19 protein-coding genes and 1 rRNA gene are annotated in these 21361 nt (G+C 39.2%); 17 read left to right on the top strand and 3 right to left on the bottom strand.

Going from position 1 to position 21361, the window contains the following annotated elements:
* The first annotated feature begins 152 nt into the window (after window positions 1-152).
* A complete protein-coding gene (locus RI845_RS03525) occupies window positions 153-365 on the top strand; it encodes a DUF2375 family protein (protein WP_348388379.1) in 213 nt (70 codons plus the stop codon).
* Window positions 366-432: 67 nt separating this feature from the next.
* Here RI845_RS03525 and RI845_RS03530 read toward each other — a convergent pair whose 3' ends face one another.
* Window positions 433-867, bottom strand: a complete 435-nt coding sequence (locus RI845_RS03530) for a transcriptional repressor (RefSeq protein ID WP_348389490.1) — start codon at window positions 865-867, stop codon at window positions 433-435.
* 167 nt (window positions 868-1034) lie between these two features.
* On the opposite strand from RI845_RS03530, the gene dusA reads away from it, so the two are divergent.
* The 12 genes from dusA to RI845_RS03590 all read left to right on the top strand — a co-directional run bounded on the left by dusA (window position 1035) and on the right by RI845_RS03590 (window position 11359).
* Window positions 1035-2015, top strand: coding sequence for a tRNA dihydrouridine(20/20a) synthase DusA (gene dusA / locus RI845_RS03535; protein WP_348388380.1), 981 nt, complete (start codon window positions 1035-1037; stop codon window positions 2013-2015).
* 176 nt (window positions 2016-2191) lie between these two features.
* Window positions 2192-2323, top strand: coding sequence for a hypothetical protein (locus RI845_RS03540; RefSeq protein WP_348388381.1), 132 nt, complete (start codon window positions 2192-2194; stop codon window positions 2321-2323).
* Between the two features lie 367 nt (window positions 2324-2690).
* Window positions 2691-2990: a hypothetical protein gene (locus RI845_RS03545; RefSeq protein WP_348388382.1), complete on the top strand. Its 300-nt coding sequence runs from the start codon at window positions 2691-2693 to the stop codon at window positions 2988-2990.
* An 11-nt stretch (window positions 2991-3001) separates the two neighbouring features.
* Window positions 3002-3664: a phage shock protein PspA gene (pspA, locus tag RI845_RS03550; protein ID WP_348388383.1), complete on the top strand. Its 663-nt coding sequence runs from the start codon at window positions 3002-3004 to the stop codon at window positions 3662-3664.
* Between the two features lie 196 nt (window positions 3665-3860).
* Window positions 3861-4070 carry a PspC domain-containing protein gene (locus RI845_RS03555; protein ID WP_348388384.1) on the top strand — a complete coding sequence of 70 codons (210 nt, stop codon included), beginning with the start codon at window positions 3861-3863 and terminating at the stop codon, window positions 4068-4070.
* Window positions 4071-4107: 37 nt separating this feature from the next.
* Window positions 4108-4443, top strand: coding sequence for a hypothetical protein (locus RI845_RS03560; RefSeq protein WP_348388385.1), 336 nt, complete (start codon window positions 4108-4110; stop codon window positions 4441-4443).
* Between the two features lie 123 nt (window positions 4444-4566).
* Window positions 4567-5022 (top strand): copper chaperone PCu(A)C, encoded by a 456-nt coding sequence (locus RI845_RS03565; RefSeq protein ID WP_348388386.1) that lies wholly within the window; start codon window positions 4567-4569, stop codon window positions 5020-5022.
* 10 nt (window positions 5023-5032) lie between these two features.
* Complete coding sequence (locus RI845_RS03570; protein WP_348388387.1) at window positions 5033-6025, top strand: DUF2333 family protein; 993 nt, start codon at window positions 5033-5035, stop codon at window positions 6023-6025.
* Window positions 6026-6069: 44 nt separating this feature from the next.
* A complete protein-coding gene (locus tag RI845_RS03575; protein ID WP_348388388.1) occupies window positions 6070-6798 on the top strand; it encodes a TIGR04219 family outer membrane beta-barrel protein in 729 nt (242 codons plus the stop codon).
* A 277-nt stretch (window positions 6799-7075) separates the two neighbouring features.
* Complete coding sequence (locus RI845_RS03580) at window positions 7076-8890, top strand: assimilatory sulfite reductase (NADPH) flavoprotein subunit (RefSeq protein WP_348388389.1); 1815 nt, start codon at window positions 7076-7078, stop codon at window positions 8888-8890.
* Window positions 8890-10626, top strand: a complete 1737-nt coding sequence (cysI, locus tag RI845_RS03585) for an assimilatory sulfite reductase (NADPH) hemoprotein subunit (protein WP_348388390.1) — start codon at window positions 8890-8892, stop codon at window positions 10624-10626. Before RI845_RS03580 ends, cysI begins: the two co-directional genes overlap by 1 nt.
* The gene (locus RI845_RS03590; protein WP_348388391.1) at window positions 10619-11359 is read left to right on the top strand and encodes a phosphoadenylyl-sulfate reductase; all 741 of its coding nucleotides are present in this window, start codon (window positions 10619-10621) and stop codon (window positions 11357-11359) included. The genes cysI and RI845_RS03590 overlap by 8 nt, the downstream gene beginning before the upstream one ends.
* 77 nt (window positions 11360-11436) lie before the next feature.
* On the opposite strand, the gene RI845_RS03595 is transcribed toward RI845_RS03590, so the two are convergent.
* Window positions 11437-13431 (bottom strand): sodium-translocating pyrophosphatase, encoded by a 1995-nt coding sequence (locus RI845_RS03595; protein ID WP_348388392.1) that lies wholly within the window; start codon window positions 13429-13431, stop codon window positions 11437-11439.
* 343 nt (window positions 13432-13774) lie between these two features.
* Here RI845_RS03595 and ppa point away from each other — a divergent pair, with 343 nt between their 5' ends.
* The 3 genes from ppa to fadA all read left to right on the top strand — a co-directional run bounded on the left by ppa (window position 13775) and on the right by fadA (window position 17917).
* A complete protein-coding gene (gene ppa, locus RI845_RS03600) occupies window positions 13775-14323 on the top strand; it encodes an inorganic diphosphatase (RefSeq protein WP_348388393.1) in 549 nt (182 codons plus the stop codon).
* A gap of 244 nt (window positions 14324-14567) precedes the next feature.
* Window positions 14568-16739 (top strand): fatty acid oxidation complex subunit alpha FadB, encoded by a 2172-nt coding sequence (gene fadB / locus RI845_RS03605; RefSeq protein ID WP_348388394.1) that lies wholly within the window; start codon window positions 14568-14570, stop codon window positions 16737-16739.
* Between the two features lie 14 nt (window positions 16740-16753).
* Window positions 16754-17917, top strand: coding sequence for an acetyl-CoA C-acyltransferase FadA (gene fadA, locus RI845_RS03610; protein WP_348388395.1), 1164 nt, complete (start codon window positions 16754-16756; stop codon window positions 17915-17917).
* A gap of 125 nt (window positions 17918-18042) precedes the next feature.
* Here fadA and RI845_RS03615 read toward each other — a convergent pair whose 3' ends face one another.
* Window positions 18043-18762, bottom strand: a complete 720-nt coding sequence (locus RI845_RS03615) for a hypothetical protein (protein ID WP_348388396.1) — start codon at window positions 18760-18762, stop codon at window positions 18043-18045.
* Between the two features lie 785 nt (window positions 18763-19547).
* On the opposite strand from RI845_RS03615, the gene RI845_RS03620 reads away from it, so the two are divergent.
* Window positions 19548-21090, top strand: a 16S ribosomal RNA gene (locus tag RI845_RS03620).
* Window positions 21091-21361: the final 271 nt, after the last annotated feature.

Here is a 21361-nt window from a genome sequence, read left to right on the forward strand (position 1 = left end):
TAATAAAGCACCAAAACAGCAAAGATTTAAATACAGCAAATTGGTATTCTTTTGATCCCGGACTATATTAATTAATAGGCTTTAAATATGCTGAAAACAGGCCGTATCAGCATTTGAGCTGTTAAACTATTAGAAATCAAAGGGATAGTGTGATGGGAAGCGATACTAGTACGGTCACTGTGTTGTATTATGACCAAAACGACATGACGTCTATTTGTTCAGATGTACTAAATAACCTTGAAGTACAAACAGATGATAGAGTAATTTTTCCAAGTTCATACCGAGATGATAAAATAATTATTGCGGTGTTAGATGGTGATTGCCAGGTTCGTAATTCATTGGGTGATAGAGCGATATACTCTTAATCTTTATTTACAGTGAATAAATAGAAATACATCGTTAAAAACTAACTCATAACGTATTTAATCTGTACTATTGGCAGATTTTACATTTGCCGTGTGCCTCCACGACCTGCTTATTAATTGTAAATCCACTAGCGTCAGCCATTGCTCTTAACGCTAAATCTAAATTATTTGATTGAATTTCTTCAACATGTCCACAATTATCACAAATTAACAGTTGTACCGGGTGGTTACATTCACTGAAGTGATCACATAACAAAAACGAATTGATAGATTCTATTTTATGTACAAAGCCTTGTGCGGCTAGAAAATCTAATGCGCGGTAAACTGTCGCTGGTTTTGCTCCTGGATCTACTGCTTTAAGCTTTTCCAATAAATCGTAAGCACCAATTGCACCATCATTTTCTGCAAGTAATAAAAATACTTGTTCACGCGCTGTTGTTAAGCGAGCGCCTGATTTTTGGCAAGTTAATCTGGCTTGTTGTAAAAGCTGTTGAGCATTCATTTTCATTCAATAATTTTATATTTTTTTATAGTGTATCACAGCTTATATATTGTTTTACGTTAGATATAAAGTTAATCACGGTTTTGTTTAATAAGCAGTTTTACATTATAATTCAGCATAATTTTTAGTACCGAAATTATTGCAAATTTCCAGAGTTATTCAACACTATGTTTTCAGAGAAACTTTCCGTCGCCCCAATGCTTGATTGGACCGATAAACATTGTCGTTATTTTTTACGTCAATTATCTAGTCATACTGTGATGTATACCGAGATGGTAACCACAGGCGCTATTTTATTTGGTAAAGGTGATTACCTATCTTACAACCAAGAAGAGCACCCATTAGTTCTGCAGCTTGGCGGTAGTGACCCAAAAGCCCTTGCCGAATGTGCAAAAATGGCAGAGCAACAGGGCTATGATGCGATTAATATAAATGTTGGTTGTCCGTCTGATCGTGTTCAAAATGGTCGCTTTGGTGCTTGTTTAATGGCAGAGCCAGAACTGGTAGCTGAATGCGTGCAAAGCATGCAAAACGTTGTTGATGTTCCTATTACGGTTAAATCGAGAATTGGTATTGATGATTTGGATAGCTATGAATTTCTACATAACTTTGTCGATATTGTTGGTAAAGCTGGTTGTAAGCATTTTATCGTGCATGCTCGTAAAGCGTGGTTAAGCGGTTTAAGCCCAAAACAAAATCGTGAAGTACCGCCGCTAGATTATTCTCGTGTGTACCAGATAAAACAAGATTTTAATCACCTTGATATTTCAATCAATGGTGGCATTAAAACATTGGCCGAAAGCGTAGATCATTTAACTCATATTGATGGCGTAATGATAGGGCGTGAAATATATCAAAACCCGTATATGTTAAGTCAGGCAGATCAAATTATTTTTGCAGATGAAAAGCCAATAATAACTCGGGAAGAAATTGTTGATGTTATGTGTGAGTACATTGATCGAAATGTCGCAAATGGGGGGCGAGTATGGCATGTAGTAAGGCATATGCTTGGCTTATGTAATGGCTTACCAGGGGCACGTAAGTATCGTCGCTATTTAAGTGAAAACGCAGGGCGAGAAGGTGCAAACTCAAATGTGTTACGAGAAGCCTTTGCGTTAACCGGAAATACCAGCTCTACCTCTATTTAGCCTGAACTCTGCATAAACAGCACCAAACGAATACTTCCTCATTTGCTCAATTAAGTCTGCAAATGGGGATTTTTTTTGGTTGATACTCTAAATGTTAAATATTTGTTATAAAAACTAAACCTTTTTCTTACCTATTGCGACTAACTAATAACATCATAATTTTTTGGGGGAATAAAATGTTCAGTTTGGTCGAAATGTTTTTAATGCTTTTACTACCGGTACTTTGCTTAATCGGTTGCTCAGTGGTGGTCAGTTTAATTGAAGAGCCTACTCAAACTGGCGAGAATGAAAGCTTCCTGCAAGTTTAAACTTCTGACTATTACCTTTCAATACAACTATTTACCTTCTTCCTAAAGCTCCTATGAGCTTCTATATCTACTCTTGCGTACCTGTGTTCCACCAGAACATCAGATCTAGATGCTGTTTTTTAACTAAATAATTACAGTTGGTTAAATTAACCAATTAGGTGGTTAAAAACACCAAACAGTAAGCTGTTAAATAAATGTTAATTTAGTTGTTGGCTAGCAATGAGTATTTAAAACCCTTTAAAAACAAGTGTTTAAAAAATAATTTCAACTTGGCACGGCACTTGTATTGTATAAATCATTATTAGCAAAATTTACAACCATCACTAATCACTAACGAGTTGTTAGTAAAGTAAATAAGGATTGAAACATGAACACGTTAACTACTAAAGCATCAGTATTCGCAGCATTAATGGCAGCAAGTGCAATGGCAGCAACATCTGCTAAAGCTGAAGAACTTGTGTCACTTGAGAGCGCCATTGAAATGATGGTATCTCAACAATCTAAAGCTGTGTTTTATCAAGTAACTCAACAAGTAGCCAATAGCATCGAGCAAGAAGTTGGCAACTTTACATTAGATTCAATGTTCGCTTCAGAAAAGGGTTTACCGACAGTAAGCATTTCTGAAACAACAAAACTTAACGATGAAGAAGATTCACCAGAAGAATAAGGAGCAACATCATGGGTATGTTTTCAAGATTAACCGATATCATTAACGCCAATATTAATAGCTTATTAGAAAAAGCAGAGAATCCAGAAAAATTAATTCGTTTAATCATTCAGGAGATGGAAGAAACTTTAGTTGAAGTTCGCTCTCAAGCTGCTAAGAGCATTGCAGAAAAGAAAACTCTAACTCGTAAACTGCGTAGTTTAGAATCGAAAATTTCTGATTGGAATAGCAAAGCTGAACTCGCATTAACAAAGGGTCGTGAAGATCTAGCTCGAAGTGCTTTAGTTGAAAAACAAAAATGTGAACAAGAGCTGGAGTCACTACAACAAGAAATGATCAGCATTGATGAAATGTTAAATGGTGTACAGGATGATTGCAGCCGCTTACAAGAAAAATTAGCTGAAGCAAAACGTCGACAAGAGTCTTTTACGTTACGTCAAAAATCTGCAGAAGTTAGATTGAAAGCTCGTCAAACAATTGACACGGGTAACATTGATAATGCGATTGCAAAATTTGAGCGTTACCAACAAAAAGTTGATGAAGTTGAAGCACAAGTTGAAGCTTATGACCTTGGTAAAAATCAAAGTTTAGAGAGTCAATTTGCAGAGCTTGAAAATCAAGATTTGATTGAAGAGCAATTACAACAAATGAAGAAGAAAGTAGTTAACGGCTAAGGTCGTTAACTTCCTTAAACCAAAACAGGAAAGGTAAAGTAGGAATAAATTATGTTTCCATTTTCAATAATTTTTACGTTATGGCTTGTGCCGGTAGTAACTTTTTTTATCGGCGCTGGCGTATTTAGTATCGCCAGATACGTACAAGCATAAATATTTTTAAATATTAATAAAGTTTACTTGTTAGGAGTAAGTTATGAATACCAATAAATACCGTGTAGAAAGCCCGCTAAGCAAAGATTTAGTTAATAAAAAAATCTGTGGTGTTTGTGCCGGTCTAGCACGCCATTTTGAATTACCTAAATTTGGTGTTAGAGCTGCAGTAGTTGTGGTCGGTTTTATTATGCCAATGGCTACAGTTGTTGCTTATTTTGTAGCAGCATTATTAATGCCAAATCGTCATTAATAACCTCAAATTAAATTGTGTTAGTTAAGGAATAAACATGACATTTTTTAAATCATTGTTATTAGCTGTATTTGCAACATTATTACTTACTTATGCTTTTGGCATTAGTTTAATCGAGTTGTTTAACCTCAGCTTTTATATGGACAACCACGAAGTAGAGCCATTAAAGGTGATTAGTTTATCTGCGATTGTTGCCGTGCTTTTAGTTGTTGCAGCGTTAGCAATAGTATTGAGTGTTTTTGGGACAATTATTTTTACCATTTTATTAGTCTGTGGAGGCGTATTAATGGTTGGAGTTGGTATCTTCTGGCCAATTATTTTAATTGCTGTTGTTATCTGGGCATGCACTCGACAAAAAACGGCTATCAATTAAATGGTTTATTTCGGCAATGTTAATGCGGATTTACATTTATTTAATGATTTTCAATAAATTTTATTGTCGAATCTGTTGAAATAGGCGATTATTCAGCTAATTAGATCAAATTGGTTAGCTAGTATGAAATTTCGTTTTTGCACCACAATATTCTTATCTTTAATTATTTCATTCACATCATTAGCTGCAGACATCAATATTAGTGAACAGTATGTTCGGGAAACCATACCGGGTACAAGCATTAGTTCTGCGTATATGAAGATAGGAAACCAATCTAATCAACCTGTGACTTTAACCAATATAACTTCTTCTATAAGTGACAGAATAGAAATGCATGAACATATAATGACAGAAGATATGATGAAAATGCAGCAAGTCGATTCTATAGTTATAAAAGCAAACGACAGTGTCGTTTTACAACCTCACGGTTATCATATTATGGTGTTCAATTTGGAACAACCATTACAAGCTGATACTGAAATGACTATGACGTTACATTTTGATAATAAAGAAAATGTTACTATTGCGGTGCCAGTACAAGGGCTTAAGCAACTAAACAAAAAACGTCATCAACACTAAAGGACAAATTATGACTTTTAATTTCTCGTTTAAATCTATCACTATAGCGTCAATTATTGTGGTATTTCTTTTTTATATTTTGGGTGTGTTTTGGAGTTTTGAACCAAGCCCTTTTGATGTTCGAGAACAAGCCGTCAACGATGCTAAGGTTGCAAATGTAAAGCCAGTGGTCGGTTATACAACAACGACTACTTTAATTCGAGTTGCAGAAAAGCTGCAAGATAAACCAGGAGGGTATTTATCTAATGATATGACCCCACCTTCGGTCTTTTTAGATAATATCCCCGCTTGGGAATTTGGTGTGCTGGAAATGGTTCGTGATATGTCGTTAGTTATGCGTCAATCATTTAGCCGATCGCAATCACAGTCACTTGAAAATAAGCACTTAAAAGGTGCACAGCCAAAATTTAATATTGATGCCTATACATGGGCAATCCCAAGCGCAGAAGGCGAATACAGTTCTGCCATTGATGATTTGTATGCTTATCGACAAGATTTAGCAGATCCGCTTGTTCAAGATGCGCAATTTTATGCGCGTGCAGATAACCTTCGTGATTATTTACGTGAAGTCGAAAAGCGCTTAGGCAGTTACTCACAACGGTTAAGTGCCAGTGTTGGTCGTAACCAGTTGAATACCGATTTAGCAGGCGATAAAGATGCCGTACAGTCAACATTTTCAGCATCTGCTGTTATTGTAAAAACAAGTTGGTGGAAAATAGACGATGTATTTTATGAGTCACGCGGCGCTTGTTGGGCATTGTTGCATATGTTGCAAGCAATCGAAGTTGATTTTGCTGATGTGTTAGAAAATAAAAACGCCACTGTAAGTGTGAGTCAAATAATCAGAGAGTTAGAATCTACTCAAGCGACCGTCTGGAGTCCAATGATTTTAAATGGTAGTGGCTTTGGAATTGGTGCCAATCACTCTTTGGTAATGGCCAATTATATTTCCAGAGCGAATGCGGCATTAATCGATTTGAGAGAGTTATTAAGTCAAGGCTAATCAAAAATATAAAGTATAAAAATCTAAAATAGGATAATAATAAAATGAATAAAACAGCTGCGTTAATTAGCTCGCTAATGTTGTTAACAAGTACTACAGCTGCCGCCGATGCAATCGGTGTTTATGTTGGTGCTCAGGGGTGGGATATGGCTGCAGAAGGTAGCCATGGTGAAAACAACGATTTAGTTGAATATAACTTTAAAGATGAGTCGCAAGGTAGGTTTTACCTAGCTTTTGAACATCCAATTCCGTTTATTCCTAACATTAAAATTGCTCATTCAGAGTTAATGACAAAGGGCTTAGAAGTTGATACAAACAGCGAATTTGCAAACCTAGTTGTTGAAGGTTCTGAAGTCGACTTTACATACACTGATTACACGCTTTACTACGAACTGTTTGATAATGGTTTATTCTCTTTTGACTTAGGGTTAACGGCCAAAGATTTCGAAGGTGAACTCTTAACTAGCGACGTTACGGGCTTGGACGAAGATTCTGTCGATGAAATTATTCCAATGGCCTATGCGTATGCACAGGTTGCATTTCCGGGGACCGGGTTGAGTGTTTTTGCTGAAGGTAATTTTTTAAGCATAGATGACCACACCTTAGTTGATTATCAAGCTGGTATCGCGTACGCATTAATTGATAACATGCTTATCGATGTTAATCTTTCTGCAGGTTACCGTAAGGTAGATCTAGAGTTAGATGACCTTGATAATGTGTATGCTGATCTAGAATTTGACGGTGCATTTGCCGGTGTAGAAGTTCACTTCTAATAAACCTGCTGTACATCTTTATAATAAAAAACGCCTGAACAGCGAAGCTGTTCAGGCGTTTTTGTTTGAGGAAAGGCTAGACTTCCACCTTGCTGAATTCGTTTCAGAATCTAAACCTTAGATCAAATGACTATTTTCGCTCTAACTTATAACGATTCAGCCTAATGAACTGATATTCTATTTTGGAATAAAAAATCGTTATCTATTCTTTTATGTTTTTCTTAAGCCTGTATATCCTTTAGCCATTGTAAGATTAATGTAACTCAGGATAAACGCCATGTTGGTAAAAGCCAATAATGATATACAAGCAAGTTTAGGTAGTGATCAGCTGCTACAGCTGCAGCAAGTCATTCATCAATACTCGCCTTTACAGCTTGCGTGGGCAAGTGGCTATTTAGCGGCTAAAAGCGAAAGCCCAGTAAGTGAATTAATGCCGCAGGCAAGTGCTAGCCCTGCAGGTAAGTTAACCATTCTTTTTGGCTCTCAGACAGGAAATGCCAAAGCAGTTGCTGAGCAGGTACATAGCGATGCGATAAGCCAAGGTATTAATGCAAGTTTAGTTAACATGGCTGATTACAAACCAAAATCGTTAAAATCAGAAACTCACATATTAATTGTTACTAGCACCAATGGCGAAGGTGAAGCACCAGATGATGCTATGGCCTTACATGAGTTTTTAGATTCCAAAAGAGCGCCTAAATTGGATTCATTACAGTATTCTGTTTTAGCTCTTGGTGATTCGAGTTATGAATATTTTTGTCAAACAGGGAAAGATTTTGACGAAAGATTAGCAAAACTTGGCGCTAATCGTATCAGTGAACGTATCGATTGTGATGTCGATTACATTGCCCAAGCTAAAGCTTGGCAAGAACAAAATTTGAAAATAGTTGCCGAAAGTTTAGTTTCTAGCTCTGCTGAAGTGGTGCAATTACCACTTGGGAATGCTGCTGTATCGGCAAACGTAAGTGCCTATAGTAAGGAAAACCCGTTTTTAGCTACAGTAGTTGCTAACCAGAAAATTACTGGTCGTGACTCGAACAAAACTGTTCAGCACATTGAAATTGATCTTGAAGGCTCTGGTATTAGCTATCAACCCGGAGACGCTCTAGGAGTATGGCCGGTTAATGATGAAAATTTAATAGCACAAATAGCTAACGCGCTAACCTTAGATTTAGCTGAGCTAGTTACAGTAAATGCTGACAAAATTACTTTGCAACTTGCTTTACAAGAAAAGCTTGAAGTGACTGGTTTAAGTAAAGTCGTCATTACTAAATGGGCAGAGCTAGCAAATAACCAAGCATTATTTGAGTTACTCTCTGATGGTGACTCCTTACGCGAATTTATCAATAACAAACAACTTATCGATTTAATTAGTACCTATTCTGCTACCGTTTCAGCGCAAGCTTTGGTTGATAGTCTGGCTGCGTTAACACCGCGTTTATATTCAATTGCATCTAGCCAAGAAGAAGTTGAAGACGAAGTTCATTTAACTGTTGGTTTAGTTGAGTACGCTGAACAAGTAAACGGCGCTGATGAACGTCGCTTAGGCAGTGCATCAGGATTTTTAATTGAACGTTTGCAAGAAGACGATCAAGTAAAAGTATTCATCGAGCATAACAATAACTTCCGTTTACCTGAAAATACCGACACGCCAATTATTATGGTTGGTCCAGGTACTGGCGTAGCGCCATTTCGAGCTTTTTTACAGCACCGTGAAGCACAAGAAGCAAATGGTGAAAACTGGTTAGTGTTTGGTGATCAAACATTTACGCAAGACTTTTTATATCAAGTTGAGTGGCAAAGTTACCTTAAATCAGGTGTGTTATCTCGTTTAGATGTGGCATTTTCAAGAGACCAAGCTGAAAAGGTTTACGTACAACACAAGTTAAAAGCTAATGGCAAAGAAGTATTTGCCTGGTTAGAAAATGGCGCGCACTTTTATATTTGTGGCGACATGTCTCGCATGGCAAAGGATGTACATCAGACTTTAGTTGAGATTGTTAGCGAGCACGGTAATAAAACTGTTGAACAAGCCGAAGATTATTTAAAGCAATTACGCATTAATAAGCGTTACCAGAAGGATGTATATTAATGTCTAATTTAGCCGATAAAATTGAACAAAACCCAAATGTGGTACAAGGCACATTAGCGGTAAATGAACGTATAAAAGGTGAAAGTAATCACCTTCGTGGCACTATTGCTAACGATCTTAATGATGAAATTACTGGCGGCTTTACCAGTGATAATTTTCAACTGATCCGTTTTCATGGCATGTATCAGCAAGATGATCGTGACATTCGCGCCGAACGTGCGAAACAAAAGTTAGAACCTCTACATAACGTAATGTTAAGAGCCAGAATGCCTGGCGGCATTATAACGCCGACCCAATGGTTGGCGATTGATGCTTTTGCTGATGATCATACTTCTTATGGCAGCATCCGTTTGACCACGCGCCAAACGTTTCAATTCCACGGAGTATTAAAGCCAAACATTAAGCTTATGCATCAAACATTAAATAAAATTGGCATTGATTCAATCGCAACTGCGGGTGATGTTAATCGTAACGTGTTGTGTACTTCTAACCCGGTAGAATCAAACCTTCATCAAGAAGCGTATCAATGGGCAACAAAAATTAGTGAGCACTTATTACCAAAAACCAGAGCTTATGCTGAAATTTGGTTAGATGGTGAGAAGGTTGAAGAAAGCACAGCTGATGAAGTAGAACCTATTTTAGGAAGCAATTACTTACCTAGAAAGTTTAAAACAACGGTAGTTATTCCACCAGATAACGACATCGATGTGCATGCAAATGACTTAAACTTTGTCGCGATCAGTGATGGGGAAAAGTTAATTGGATTTAATGTACTTGTTGGTGGCGGTTTAGCCATGACTTTTGGTGATGATTCAACTTATCCTCGCCGCGCCGATGATTTTGGTTTTATCTCATTAAAAGATACCTTGGCTGTAGCCGAAGCGGTTGTAACCACGCAGCGTGATTGGGGTAATCGAGTTAATCGTAAAAATGCGAAAACTAAATACACCTTAGACCGAGTAGGTATTGATACCTTTAAAGCTGAAGTAGAGCAACGCGCTGGAGTTAGTTTCGAACAATCTAAACCTTATGAGTTTACCAACCGCGGCGATAAAATTGGCTGGGTTGCAGGTATCGATAATAAGCATCATTTAACGTTGTTTATTGAAAATGGTCGTATAAAAGATACATCAGAGGCAAAACTTAAGAGTGGTGTAAAAGCGATTGCAGAAATCCACCATGGTGATTTTCGAATGACCGCCAATCAAAACTTAATTGTTGCTGGTGTAGCCGAAGAGCAAAAAGCTGTTATTGAAAGTATTGCTATCGAACATGGTTTAATTGATACGAAACAATCGAGTCAACGTCAAAATTCTATGGCGTGTGTGGCTTTTCCAACGTGTCCGTTAGCTATGGCAGAAGCTGAACGCTTTTTGCCAAGTTACGTAACAGATATCGAAGGCCTGTTAGTCAAACATAATATAAGTGACGAACATATTATTTTTCGAGTAACGGGTTGTCCTAATGGTTGTGGCCGAGCAATGCTTGCTGAAGTTGGCTTGGTAGGGCGTGGACCCGATAAATACAATATGTATTTAGGTGGTAATGTTGCAGGTACTCGCGTACCAAAACTATACCAAGACAATATCAGTTCAGCACAAGTGTTAACCCACTTAGATGAACTAATTGGCTTATGGGTAGAAAAACGCACTGAGCAAGAATGTTTTGGCGACTTTGTCATACGTGAAGGCGTTGTTAAAGAAGTGAAAGTAAGCAAACGGGATTTTCATGGCTAACTTAGCAGTCAATAATCGATTTCCAGCATCTTTACCAGATTCATTATTGCAAAGTTGGAATGAACAGCTTGAGCAAATGAGCGCGAGTGAACGTGTTGCATGGGCATTTGAACACTTGCCTAATAATTTTGCACTAACCTCAAGCTTTGGTATTCAATCGGCGGTAATGCTGCATATGATGACTCAAATAAAACCTGATATACCTGTGCTATTAACGGATACAGGATATTTATTTGCAGAAACATATCGCTTTATTGATGAATTAACCGAACGCTTGAATTTAAATTTAAAAGTCTTTCGTGCAGACATTTCTCCTGCGTGGCAACGAGCAAGGCATGGTGAGCAATGGCAACAAGGTGAAGCAGAGTTAAAGCAATATAACTTAACTAATAAAGTAACGCCGCTAGAAAATGGCTTGGATGAGATTGGTGCGAATACTTGGTTTTCAGGTGTAAGGCGTAGCCAAACAGATCATCGAAAATCACTGCCGGTATTACAAGTTATACGTGGTCGTTTTAAGCTACACCCAATTATTGATTGGACAAACAAAGATGTTCATCAATATTTAACCGAGCATAATTTGCCATATCACCCGTTATGGGAGCAAGGGTATGTTTCTGTAGGTGATGAGCATTCGACTTTACCATTGTCAGCGCAAATGGATGAGCAAGATACTCGCTTCAACGGCATGCAACGTGAGTGTGGACTGCATACTGATGGTGACGGTATTTAAATTAATAGGGCTCAGAAATGAAAAGGGGTCAGTACTTTTTAAATAGTACTGACCCCTTTGTTGTTTGTAGAGTTAGTTTATAACACTGGCGCAATAACCAAAGACACAATGGCCATAACGTTAATTAAAATGTTCATTGATGGGCCTGAAGTATCTTTAAACGGGTCACCAACGGTATCACCAACAACTGTTGCTGAGTGAGTATCACTGCCTTTACCGCCAAGGTTACCTTTTTCAACGTATTTTTTCGCGTTATCCCAAGCACCACCAGCGTTAGCCATCATTAGTGCCATTAGTACACAACCTAATAACGCACCGCCTAACATACCACCAAGTGCTTCAGGACTAATACCAAAACCAACAATAACCGGTACGCTTACTGCGATAACACCAGGTAAGATCATTTTCTTCAACGCTGCGGTCGTTGCTATATCAACACAACGAGCTGTATCTGGATCAGCTTTGCCTTCAAGTAATCCGTCTATTTCTTTAAATTGACGACGGATCTCATGGATCATTTCAAATGCGGCATCGCCAACAGCGGTCATTGTTAATGAAGCAATTAAGAATGGCACCATACCACCAATAAATAAGCCGATAAGTACCTGAGGATCGCCTAAATGTAGGCTGAAGTCCGGAATTTTAAGCGTCATAGTTTCAACATAAGCGGCAATAATTGCCAATGCTGCCAACGCTGCAGCGCCAATAGCAAACCCTTTACCTATGGCAGCTGTTGTGTTGCCTAACTCATCTAATGAATCGGTAATTTGGCGAGTTTCTTCGCCAAGGCCTGCCATTTCGGCAATACCACCTGCATTATCTGCAACAGGGCCATAAGCGTCAATAGCCATTGTGATACCTACGGTCGCTAACATGCCAACTGCAGCAATACCGACTCCGTACAAACCGGCCATTTGCGTCGAAGCAAAAATAATGGCACAAATAGTTAATATCGGTACAACAACAGACTCCATACCTACCGAGAGCCCGGTGATCATTACTGTTGCGGGGCCTGTTTCACCGGCTTTAGCTATTTTTGTAACTGGCGTACTCGAGGTATAATACTCGGTTACTAAGCCGATAATTATTCCACCAATCGCACCAGCCAATACTGCACCCCAAACTTGGGTGCTAATGCCTAAGAATTCAATAGTAAAATAAGAAGCAATAATAAACAGGACTGCCGCAGCAATGGTACCGGTGCGTAGTGCAAGTTCAGCTTTACTGCCAGACATAGATTTAACTAATAGAATGCCAAGTACTGAACAAACCAAACCAACTGACGCTAGCATCAACGGTAACGCCATAAGCGCTGCACGATCTCCAAGCGCTGCTACTGCCATGGTTGATGCGATTGCGATTGAAGCAATCATTGAACCACAGTAAGACTCAAATATATCTGAACCCATACCGGCTACATCACCAACATTATCACCTACATTATCAGCAATAACACCCGGATTTCTTGGGTCATCCTCTGGAATTCCCGCTTCAATCTTACCAACTAAGTCTGCACCAACATCAGCACTTTTTGTAAATATGCCACCGCCCACACGTGAGAACAAGGCAACAGAAGAAGCACCCATGCCAAAGCCATGAATATAATGAGTTGTGGTTGGATCGCCACCAAAATACCAATAAAGCGTGCCCAGCCCGATTAAGCCTAAGGATGCAACACACAGTCCCATTACCGAACCTCCAAAAAAGGCAACGGTTAATGCCGGAGCAGCGCCTTTTTCATGGGCAGCATTGGTTGTTCTTACATTCGCTTTTGTAGCGGTAAACATACCGATATAACCAGCCAGAGCCGAAGATACTGCACCGACAAAAAATGCCAAAGCGGTATTCGGATCAACGAACAGGTAAAGCAAAACTAATAAAACACCGGCAAATACAAAGAGCATTTTATATTCACGATGCATAAATACCATGGCGCCGAGGTGGATTTGGTCAGCAATTTTCTTAAGCGCATCCCCTCCGGCATCATACGATTTGATTATATTATAAAGAATGAAAGCAAAAATAAGGCCTGCTACACCAAGAACTGGTGGCAAGTAAAACAAGTTATCCATAAAATCCCCATTTATTATTGTTATTGGCCACAAAAATCATATTTATGGCAATTTTAATTATTTATTCGATTTACGTGTTAAAAACACTACCGTATAGACATCAAAACAATGCGGTGGAGTACAACAAAAACACTTTTTATATAGAAGCAATATTTACATTACTCCTACCAATAATAAAAGTGTAGCTAAAGTTGTTAAAAAATAGTTAATTTTTGAATGGCTTACAGGAAAATTTATGGTTATTAGACTAAAGTTTTCAATTATTTGCTGAGAAAACGTCGAATTTAAATTAAAAGTCGTTATAATAGCGCCCTTTAAATATTGTACTTAAGTGGGAAGAGCCATGAGCCTTAATAGTGTACCAGCTGGTAAGAACTTACCAGAAGAAATAAACGTTATCATTGAAATACCAGCACATGCTGATCCGGTAAAATACGAAGTAGATAAAGAATCAGGTGCAATGTTTGTTGACCGTTTCATGTCAACTTGTATGCACTACCCAACTAACTACGGTTACGTACCACACACTTTATCACTAGACGGTGACCCGGTAGACGTATTAGTACCGACACCTTTCCCATTAATCGCGGGCTCTGTTATTCGTTGTCGTCCTATTGGCGTACTTAACATGACTGATGAATCTGGTGAAGATGCAAAAATTTTAGCGGTACCTGTTGATAAATTATCAACTATTTACCGTGGTATTAATGAAGCAACGCAAATGCCAGAGCTGTTATTAAACCAAATTTCTCACTTCTTTGAGCATTACAAAGATCTTGAGCCAAACAAATGGGTTAAAATTGAAGGCTGGTCAGATGCACAGGCTGCAAAAGATGAAATTACTTCAAGTGTTGCTCGTTACGAAGAAACGGATGATAAACCAGCTTTCTAATTGCTCGTTTATGTATCTGTAAAACAAAAAACCGCTTCGGCGGTTTTTTTGTTTTTAAAGGATTACGTAGGCAATAAAACGATGGATTTAAACGCTTGTTTGAAAAAATGGTTGCTTTGCTCAATTAGACAAGGCAAACTCAAGCATCTATAAATATACCCGTTAAGATATTTTACTATTCATTTTTATTATATTTTTGGATCTAAATATTTTGCAAACCTCATTAAAACGAAGGAGTTTCGGCATGATTTATCAAGGCAATGGCCTTTCTGCCCAATTACTTGACGATGGCATCGTTGAGTTATGTTTCGATTCTAAAGGATCAGTAAACGCATTAAATATTGCAACATTAGAAGAATATAAAAGCGCCATCATTGCTATTGGTGAATGTATCGATGCAAAAGGTGTTGTTGTTACATCAGCTAAATCAACGTTTATTGTTGGTGCAGATATCACTGAATTTACCGAATTATTTAAAACTCCTGACGATAAAATTGCTGGCGTATTTAAAAATAGCAGTGACATTTTCGACATGTTTGAAGATCTCAATATGCCAACCATTGCCGCCATTAATGGTTTTGCATTAGGTGGTGGTTGTGAAGTTACTCTAGTGTGTGACTACCGAGTTGCCGATACAACCGCAAGTGTTGGTTTACCTGAAGTTAAATTAGGACTTATTCCTGGTTTTGGTGGTACGGTTCGTTTACCTCGTGTTATTGGTATCGACAATGCGCTTGAATGGATGACCGGAGGCAAGCCTTACAAAGCTGCGAAAGCATTGGAATTTGGTGCTGTAGATGCCGTAGTTGCACCAGAGAACCTTAAATCAGCGGCAATTGAAATGCTAAAAGATGCCATCGCTGGAAAATTTGACTGGCAAGCTAAACGACAAGAGAAGTTAGAGCCAGTTGCATTAACACCAATTGAGCATGCGATGAGCTTTAATACTGCTAAAGGTATGATTTTCGCTAAAGCCGGTAAGCACTATCCTGCACCTATGATTTTAGCTAACTTGCTTGAAGAGTCTGTTAAGTTAGATAGAACCCAGGCAATGCTGCTAGAAAATGCTGCATTTGGCCAAGTTGCTAAAACTGATGCCTGTGCTGCACAAGTTGGCTTATTCCTATCTGATCAGGTCGTAAAAGGTAAAGCTAAAAAAGCTGCTAAAATCGCCACTAAAAAGGTTGAAAGAGCCGCTGTATTAGGTGCCGGTATTATGGGCGGTGGTATTGCATACCAATCTGCTTATAAAGGCACGCCTATTGTTATGAAAGATATTAATAATGCTGCCCTTGATTTAGGTTTAAACACGGCCGCAGGAATATTAACTAAGTCAGTCGACAAAGGTAGAATGACCGCCAAGAAAATGGCGCAAACTTTAAATAACATCACGCCAACATTAACTTACGACAGCATCAAAGATGTTGATATTGTTGTTGAAGCGGTAGTTGAAAATCCTAATGTAAAAGCTGCAGTATTAAAAGAAGTAGAAGCTAATGTTAGTGATGATGCCATTATCACGTCAAATACTTCGACGATATCTATCGATTTACTCGCACAAAGCATCGAAAAACCTGAGCGTTTTTGTGGCATGCATTTCTTTAATCCGGTAAATAAAATGCCGTTAGTTGAAGTTATCCGTGGTAAAGACACTTCTGATGAAACGGTTGCTGCCGTTGTAGCTTACGCTGCAAAAATGGGCAAGTCGCCAATTGTAGTAAATGATTGTCCTGGTTTTTATATTAACCGCGTATTATTCCCTTACTTTTCAGGTTTTGCTCAACTAGTACTTGAAGGTGCTAATTATGAAAAAGTAGATAAGGTAATGGAGAAACAGTTTGGTTGGCCAATGGGACCTGCATATCTATTAGATGTTGTAGGTATAGATACCGCTGATCACTGTACTGATGTTATGGCTGCTGGTTTCCCAACTCGTATGGCAAAAATTAGTAATGACCCATCAAGTGTTTTATATAACGAAAAACTACTAGGTCAAAAAACTGGATCTGGCTTTTATGAGTACTCAAAAGATAAACGAGGACGTCCACAAAAAGCAGTAAACGCAAAGGCGTTAGAATTATTTAGCCCGATTTGTGCTGCAGAAACTGAATTTACTAATGATGAAATTATTGCACGAGTGATGATCCCTTTGGTTAATGAAACAGTGAGATGTTTAGAAGAAGGTGTAGTTGCAACTGCAGCCGAAGCTGATATGGGCTTGATATATGGATTAGGCTTCCCTCCATTTAGAGGCGGTCCAATTCGTTATTTAGAAACTGTTGGCTTAGAAGCTTTCATTGAGACAGCAGACAAGTATGCTCATTTAGGCGAAATTTACCAAGTAACCGATGGTCTTCGAGAAATGGCTGCTTCTGGCAAGTCATACTTTAACACCAACGTTAACACAGCTAAGTAGAGCGGAGAATTATTATGAATGAAGTAGTTATTATCGATTGTATTCGCTCTCCTATGGGGCGTTCAAAGGGCGGCATGTTCCGCAATGTTCGTGCAGAGCAATTATCTGCAAGTTTAATGAAACAAATTTTAAAGCGTAACCCAAAATTAGATCCTAATGACATTGAAGATGTTATCTGGGGTTGTGTTAAGCAAACTAAAGAGCAAGGTTTTAATATTGCCAGAAATGCAGCATTACTTGCTAACCTGCCAAAACAAATTGGTGGCGTAACGGTAAACCGTTTATGTGGTTCATCTATGGAAGCGTTGCATAACGCCAGTACTAGCATTATGGCAGGCCAAGGTGATGTCTTCTTAATTGGTGGTGTCGAACATATGGGCCACGTACCAATGATGTACGATGTTGATTTTGCCCCTAGCTTATCAAAACACATTGCTAAAGCATCGGGTAATATGGGACTAACGGCTGAGCTGTTAGGTCGTCAACATGGTATCACTCGAGAAATGCAGGATGAATTTGCTGCTAGATCTCATCAACGTGCTCATGCAGCCCAAGTTGAAGGTCGTTGGGATAATGAAATAGTGCCAGTAGAAGGGCACGATGAAAATGGTACATTAAAAGTTTTTACACAAGATGAAGTTATTCGTCCTGAATGTACAGCTGAAAGTTTATCTAAGCTTCGCCCTGTTTTCGATCCGGTGAATGGCACAGTAACTGCTGCATCCTCGTCTGCTATCTCTGATGGTGCCAGTGCGATGTTAGTTATGTCTGCCAGTAAAGCAAAAGAACTTGGCTTAACACCTAGAGTAAAAATTCGTGGCATGGGCGTATCAGGTTGCGATCCTGCTACTATGGGCTTTGGTCCAGTTCCTGCAACGAAAAAAGCATTACAGCGTGCAGGCCTAACTACTGCCGATATCGACTTGGCTGAGTTCAATGAAGCATTTGCAGCACAAGCGTTATCATGTATTAAATCACTAGATATGATGGATGTGCTTGATGATAAAATTAACCTTAATGGTGGCGCTATTGCATTAGGTCACCCATTAGGTTGTTCTGGAACTCGTATTTCCGGCACGTTAGTAAACCTTATGGAAGCAAAGGATGCCAATATAGGCTTAGCGACTATGTGTATTGGCTTAGGGCAAGGTATTGCAACAGTATTCGAACGTGTTTAATTAGAATATTGTTTAAAAATATAAAAAAGGGAAGCATTTGCTTCCCTTTTTAATTCAGGGAGAATTAACTTAGAATTACCAAGGATGGTTTAAATTCTGTTTATTTCAAGGATGAATCTACAGAATTAATGTTCATGGTTTAAAGCTACTAATTCAGCGCCACCTTTAATTGCTGCATCTGTTGCTTGTTTTTCACTTAGCCCTGATTTAACGGCATTATCAATAATGGCTCTAACATGCTCTTTGTCTAAAGACTTAACAGCAATTTCTACCACTTCATCACTTTGATCCGGAAAATTATTAAAAGCATTATCAAGTAATGAGATGAACTTTTCGGGTAACTCTTCAAATGCCATTGTTATATAGCTGATGAAATCATTTGGATACTTTTTAGCAGAAGCGTTGACAATACTTGATGCCATTACTGGTTTAGTATTTAACGCCATTCTAAAAATTGCATCTTTATCTTCAGGGTGCAGCTTAGTTGCGACTAGTACAATATCGTCGGCATAAGCAGGCTCTGCATTAATCGCTGTTTTAATTATTTGTTCACAAGCGGCCACTTCATGTTCTAAAGCTAATTTAATAACATCTTCACTATAATTTGGATTGACGTGTAATGCGCCTCTAATGATCTGTTTATATTGCTCTGGATATTTGGTAAATGCGGTATCTAGTATTATTTCTTCACCGGCTGGGTAACTTTTTAATAAACTGCTTACACTTCTTTCTACTGAAATATTTTTGTCTACATGCTTCTCAAGCAGTCGTCCAAGGAATTTTTCTTTAGATTGCAGGTCTCCAGCTAAAGCAGGAGTGCTTGTTAGCAATAGAGTTAGGGTCATTAATAGCGCTTTCATTGTATGTTCACTTATATTAGCAAATCTATAGCTTTTTAAGCCTTATAGTTTTTAGTACATATATCTAACTATAAGTTCAATATATAAGCAATAGTCCATTTGAGTAAAGATAGTGTTAAATATCACAACGGAATGTGAAATCGATTCTTTGAATTAGTGAAATATTGCAAATTAGTTAACGTATTGTTTATAAAATAAGCGAACAAACAGTTATTTCAATTTAATTGCAAAAAGGTGTTGACGGCGGCGCAAAAATCCCTAAAATGCGCATCCACTTCCACAGGGAATCTCAACAAGTTACGGCAACGTTACTGCAGAGCAACCAGCGGCAAGTGGTGTAGATGGTTTGTACTCATTAAGGTAAGTTTTACCGAGTTACAAACAACAACAATTAAATTCGAAAATATTGAAATTAACTGTTGACATCAACACTGGATGACGTACAATGCGCATCCACTTCAGGCAAGGCTACTAGCCGGTTTGAAGCAAAGGAGACTAACGAATGCGATTAGCTCTTCGTTCAAATAGAACGGTTCTTTAACAATTAGTTATCATGCAATTTGTGTGGGCACTCACATTAAGATTGATTTACAACATAGATACTTCGGTATCAAAAATCACTTAATGATGATGAACACACAAACAAATTAATTATCTTTATTTAGCGATGAAGTTAATTAGTACGTTTTAGTTTAACCAGCTTCTGGTTAGACGAAACATTCAGAATTCATTGAGTAGCATCGCTTGTCGATGCATATGTAACAACTTTTTAATTGAAGAGTTTGATCATGGCTCAGATTGAACGCTGGCGGCAGGCTTAACACATGCAAGTCGAGCGGAAACGAAGGGTAGCTTGCTACTCTGGCGTCGAGCGGCGGACGGGTGAGTAATGCTTGGGAATATGCCTTTAGGTGGGGGACAACAGTTGGAAACGACTGCTAATACCGCATAATGTCTACGGACCAAAGGGGGGGATCTTCGGACCTCTCGCCTATAGATTAGCCCAAGTGAGATTAGCTAGTTGGTAAGGTAAAGGCTTACCAAGGCGACGATCTCTAGCTGGTTTGAGAGGATGATCAGCCACACTGGGACTGAGACACGGCCCAGACTCCTACGGGAGGCAGCAGTGGGGAATATTGCACAATGGGGGAAACCCTGATGCAGCCATGCCGCGTGTGTGAAGAAGGCCTTCGGGTTGTAAAGCACTTTCAGTTGTGAGGAAAGGTTAGTAGTTAATAACTGCTAGCTGTGACGTTAGCAACAGAAGAAGCACCGGCTAACTCCGTGCCAGCAGCCGCGGTAATACGGAGGGTGCGAGCGTTAATCGGAATTACTGGGCGTAAAGCGTGCGTAGGCGGTTTGTTAAGCAAGATGTGAAAGCCCAGGGCTCAACCTTGGAACTGCATTTTGAACTGGCAAGCTAGAGTATTGTAGAGGGTGGTGGAATTTCCAGTGTAGCGGTGAAATGCGTAGAGATTGGAAGGAACATCAGTGGCGAAGGCGGCCACCTGGACAAATACTGACGCTGAGGCACGAAAGCGTGGGGAGCAAACAGGATTAGATACCCTGGTAGTCCACGCCGTAAACGATGTCAACTAGCTGTCTGTAGACTTGATCTGTGGGTAGCGCAGCTAACGCGATAAGTTGACCGCCTGGGGAGTACGGCCGCAAGGTTAAAACTCAAATGAATTGACGGGGGCCCGCACAAGCGGTGGAGCATGTGGTTTAATTCGATGCAACGCGAAGAACCTTACCATCCCTTGACATCCAGAGAATTTTCTAGAGATAGATTAGTGCCTTCGGGAACTCTGAGACAGGTGCTGCATGGCTGTCGTCAGCTCGTGTTGTGAAATGTTGGGTTAAGTCCCGCAACGAGCGCAACCCCTATCCTTATTTGCCAGCGAGTAGTGTCGGGAACTCTAAGGAGACTGCCGGTGATAAACCGGAGGAAGGTGGGGACGACGTCAAGTCATCATGGCCCTTACGGGATGGGCTACACACGTGCTACAATGGCAGATACAGAGGGCAGCAAGACCGCGAGGTGGAGCGAATCCCAGAAAGTCTGTCGTAGTCCGGATCGGAGTCTGCAACTCGACTCCGTGAAGTCGGAATCGCTAGTAATCGTGGATCAGAATGCCACGGTGAATACGTTCCCGGGCCTTGTACACACCGCCCGTCACACCATGGGAGTAGGTTGCAAAAGAAGTAGCTAGTTTAACCTTCGGGGGGACGGTTACCACTTTGTGATTTATGACTGGGGTGAAGTCGTAACAAGGTAACCCTAGGGGAACCTGGGGTTGGATCACCTCCTTACCTTAAGTAGACAACTTAATGAGAGCTTAGGCTCTGCGAGTGTTCACACAAATTACATGATAACGAAAGTAAAGAATAAGAAATCAAAGGTAAGCACAGCTTACCTTTGGTTTTTTACCAAAATCTGCACCGAATGCGTGTGTTGATTAACTCTTTAACAATTTGGAAAGCTGATATTAAACCCGGTAATTCATGTTTATGACCTCCAATCATAAACGTTCAATGAATTACCACGATAAACAACTTGTTGTTTATCAACCGAGCTGTTTTA

This window comes from Thalassotalea nanhaiensis, assembly GCF_031583575.1.
GTDB lineage: Bacteria > Pseudomonadota > Gammaproteobacteria > Enterobacterales > Alteromonadaceae > Thalassotalea_A > Thalassotalea_A nanhaiensis.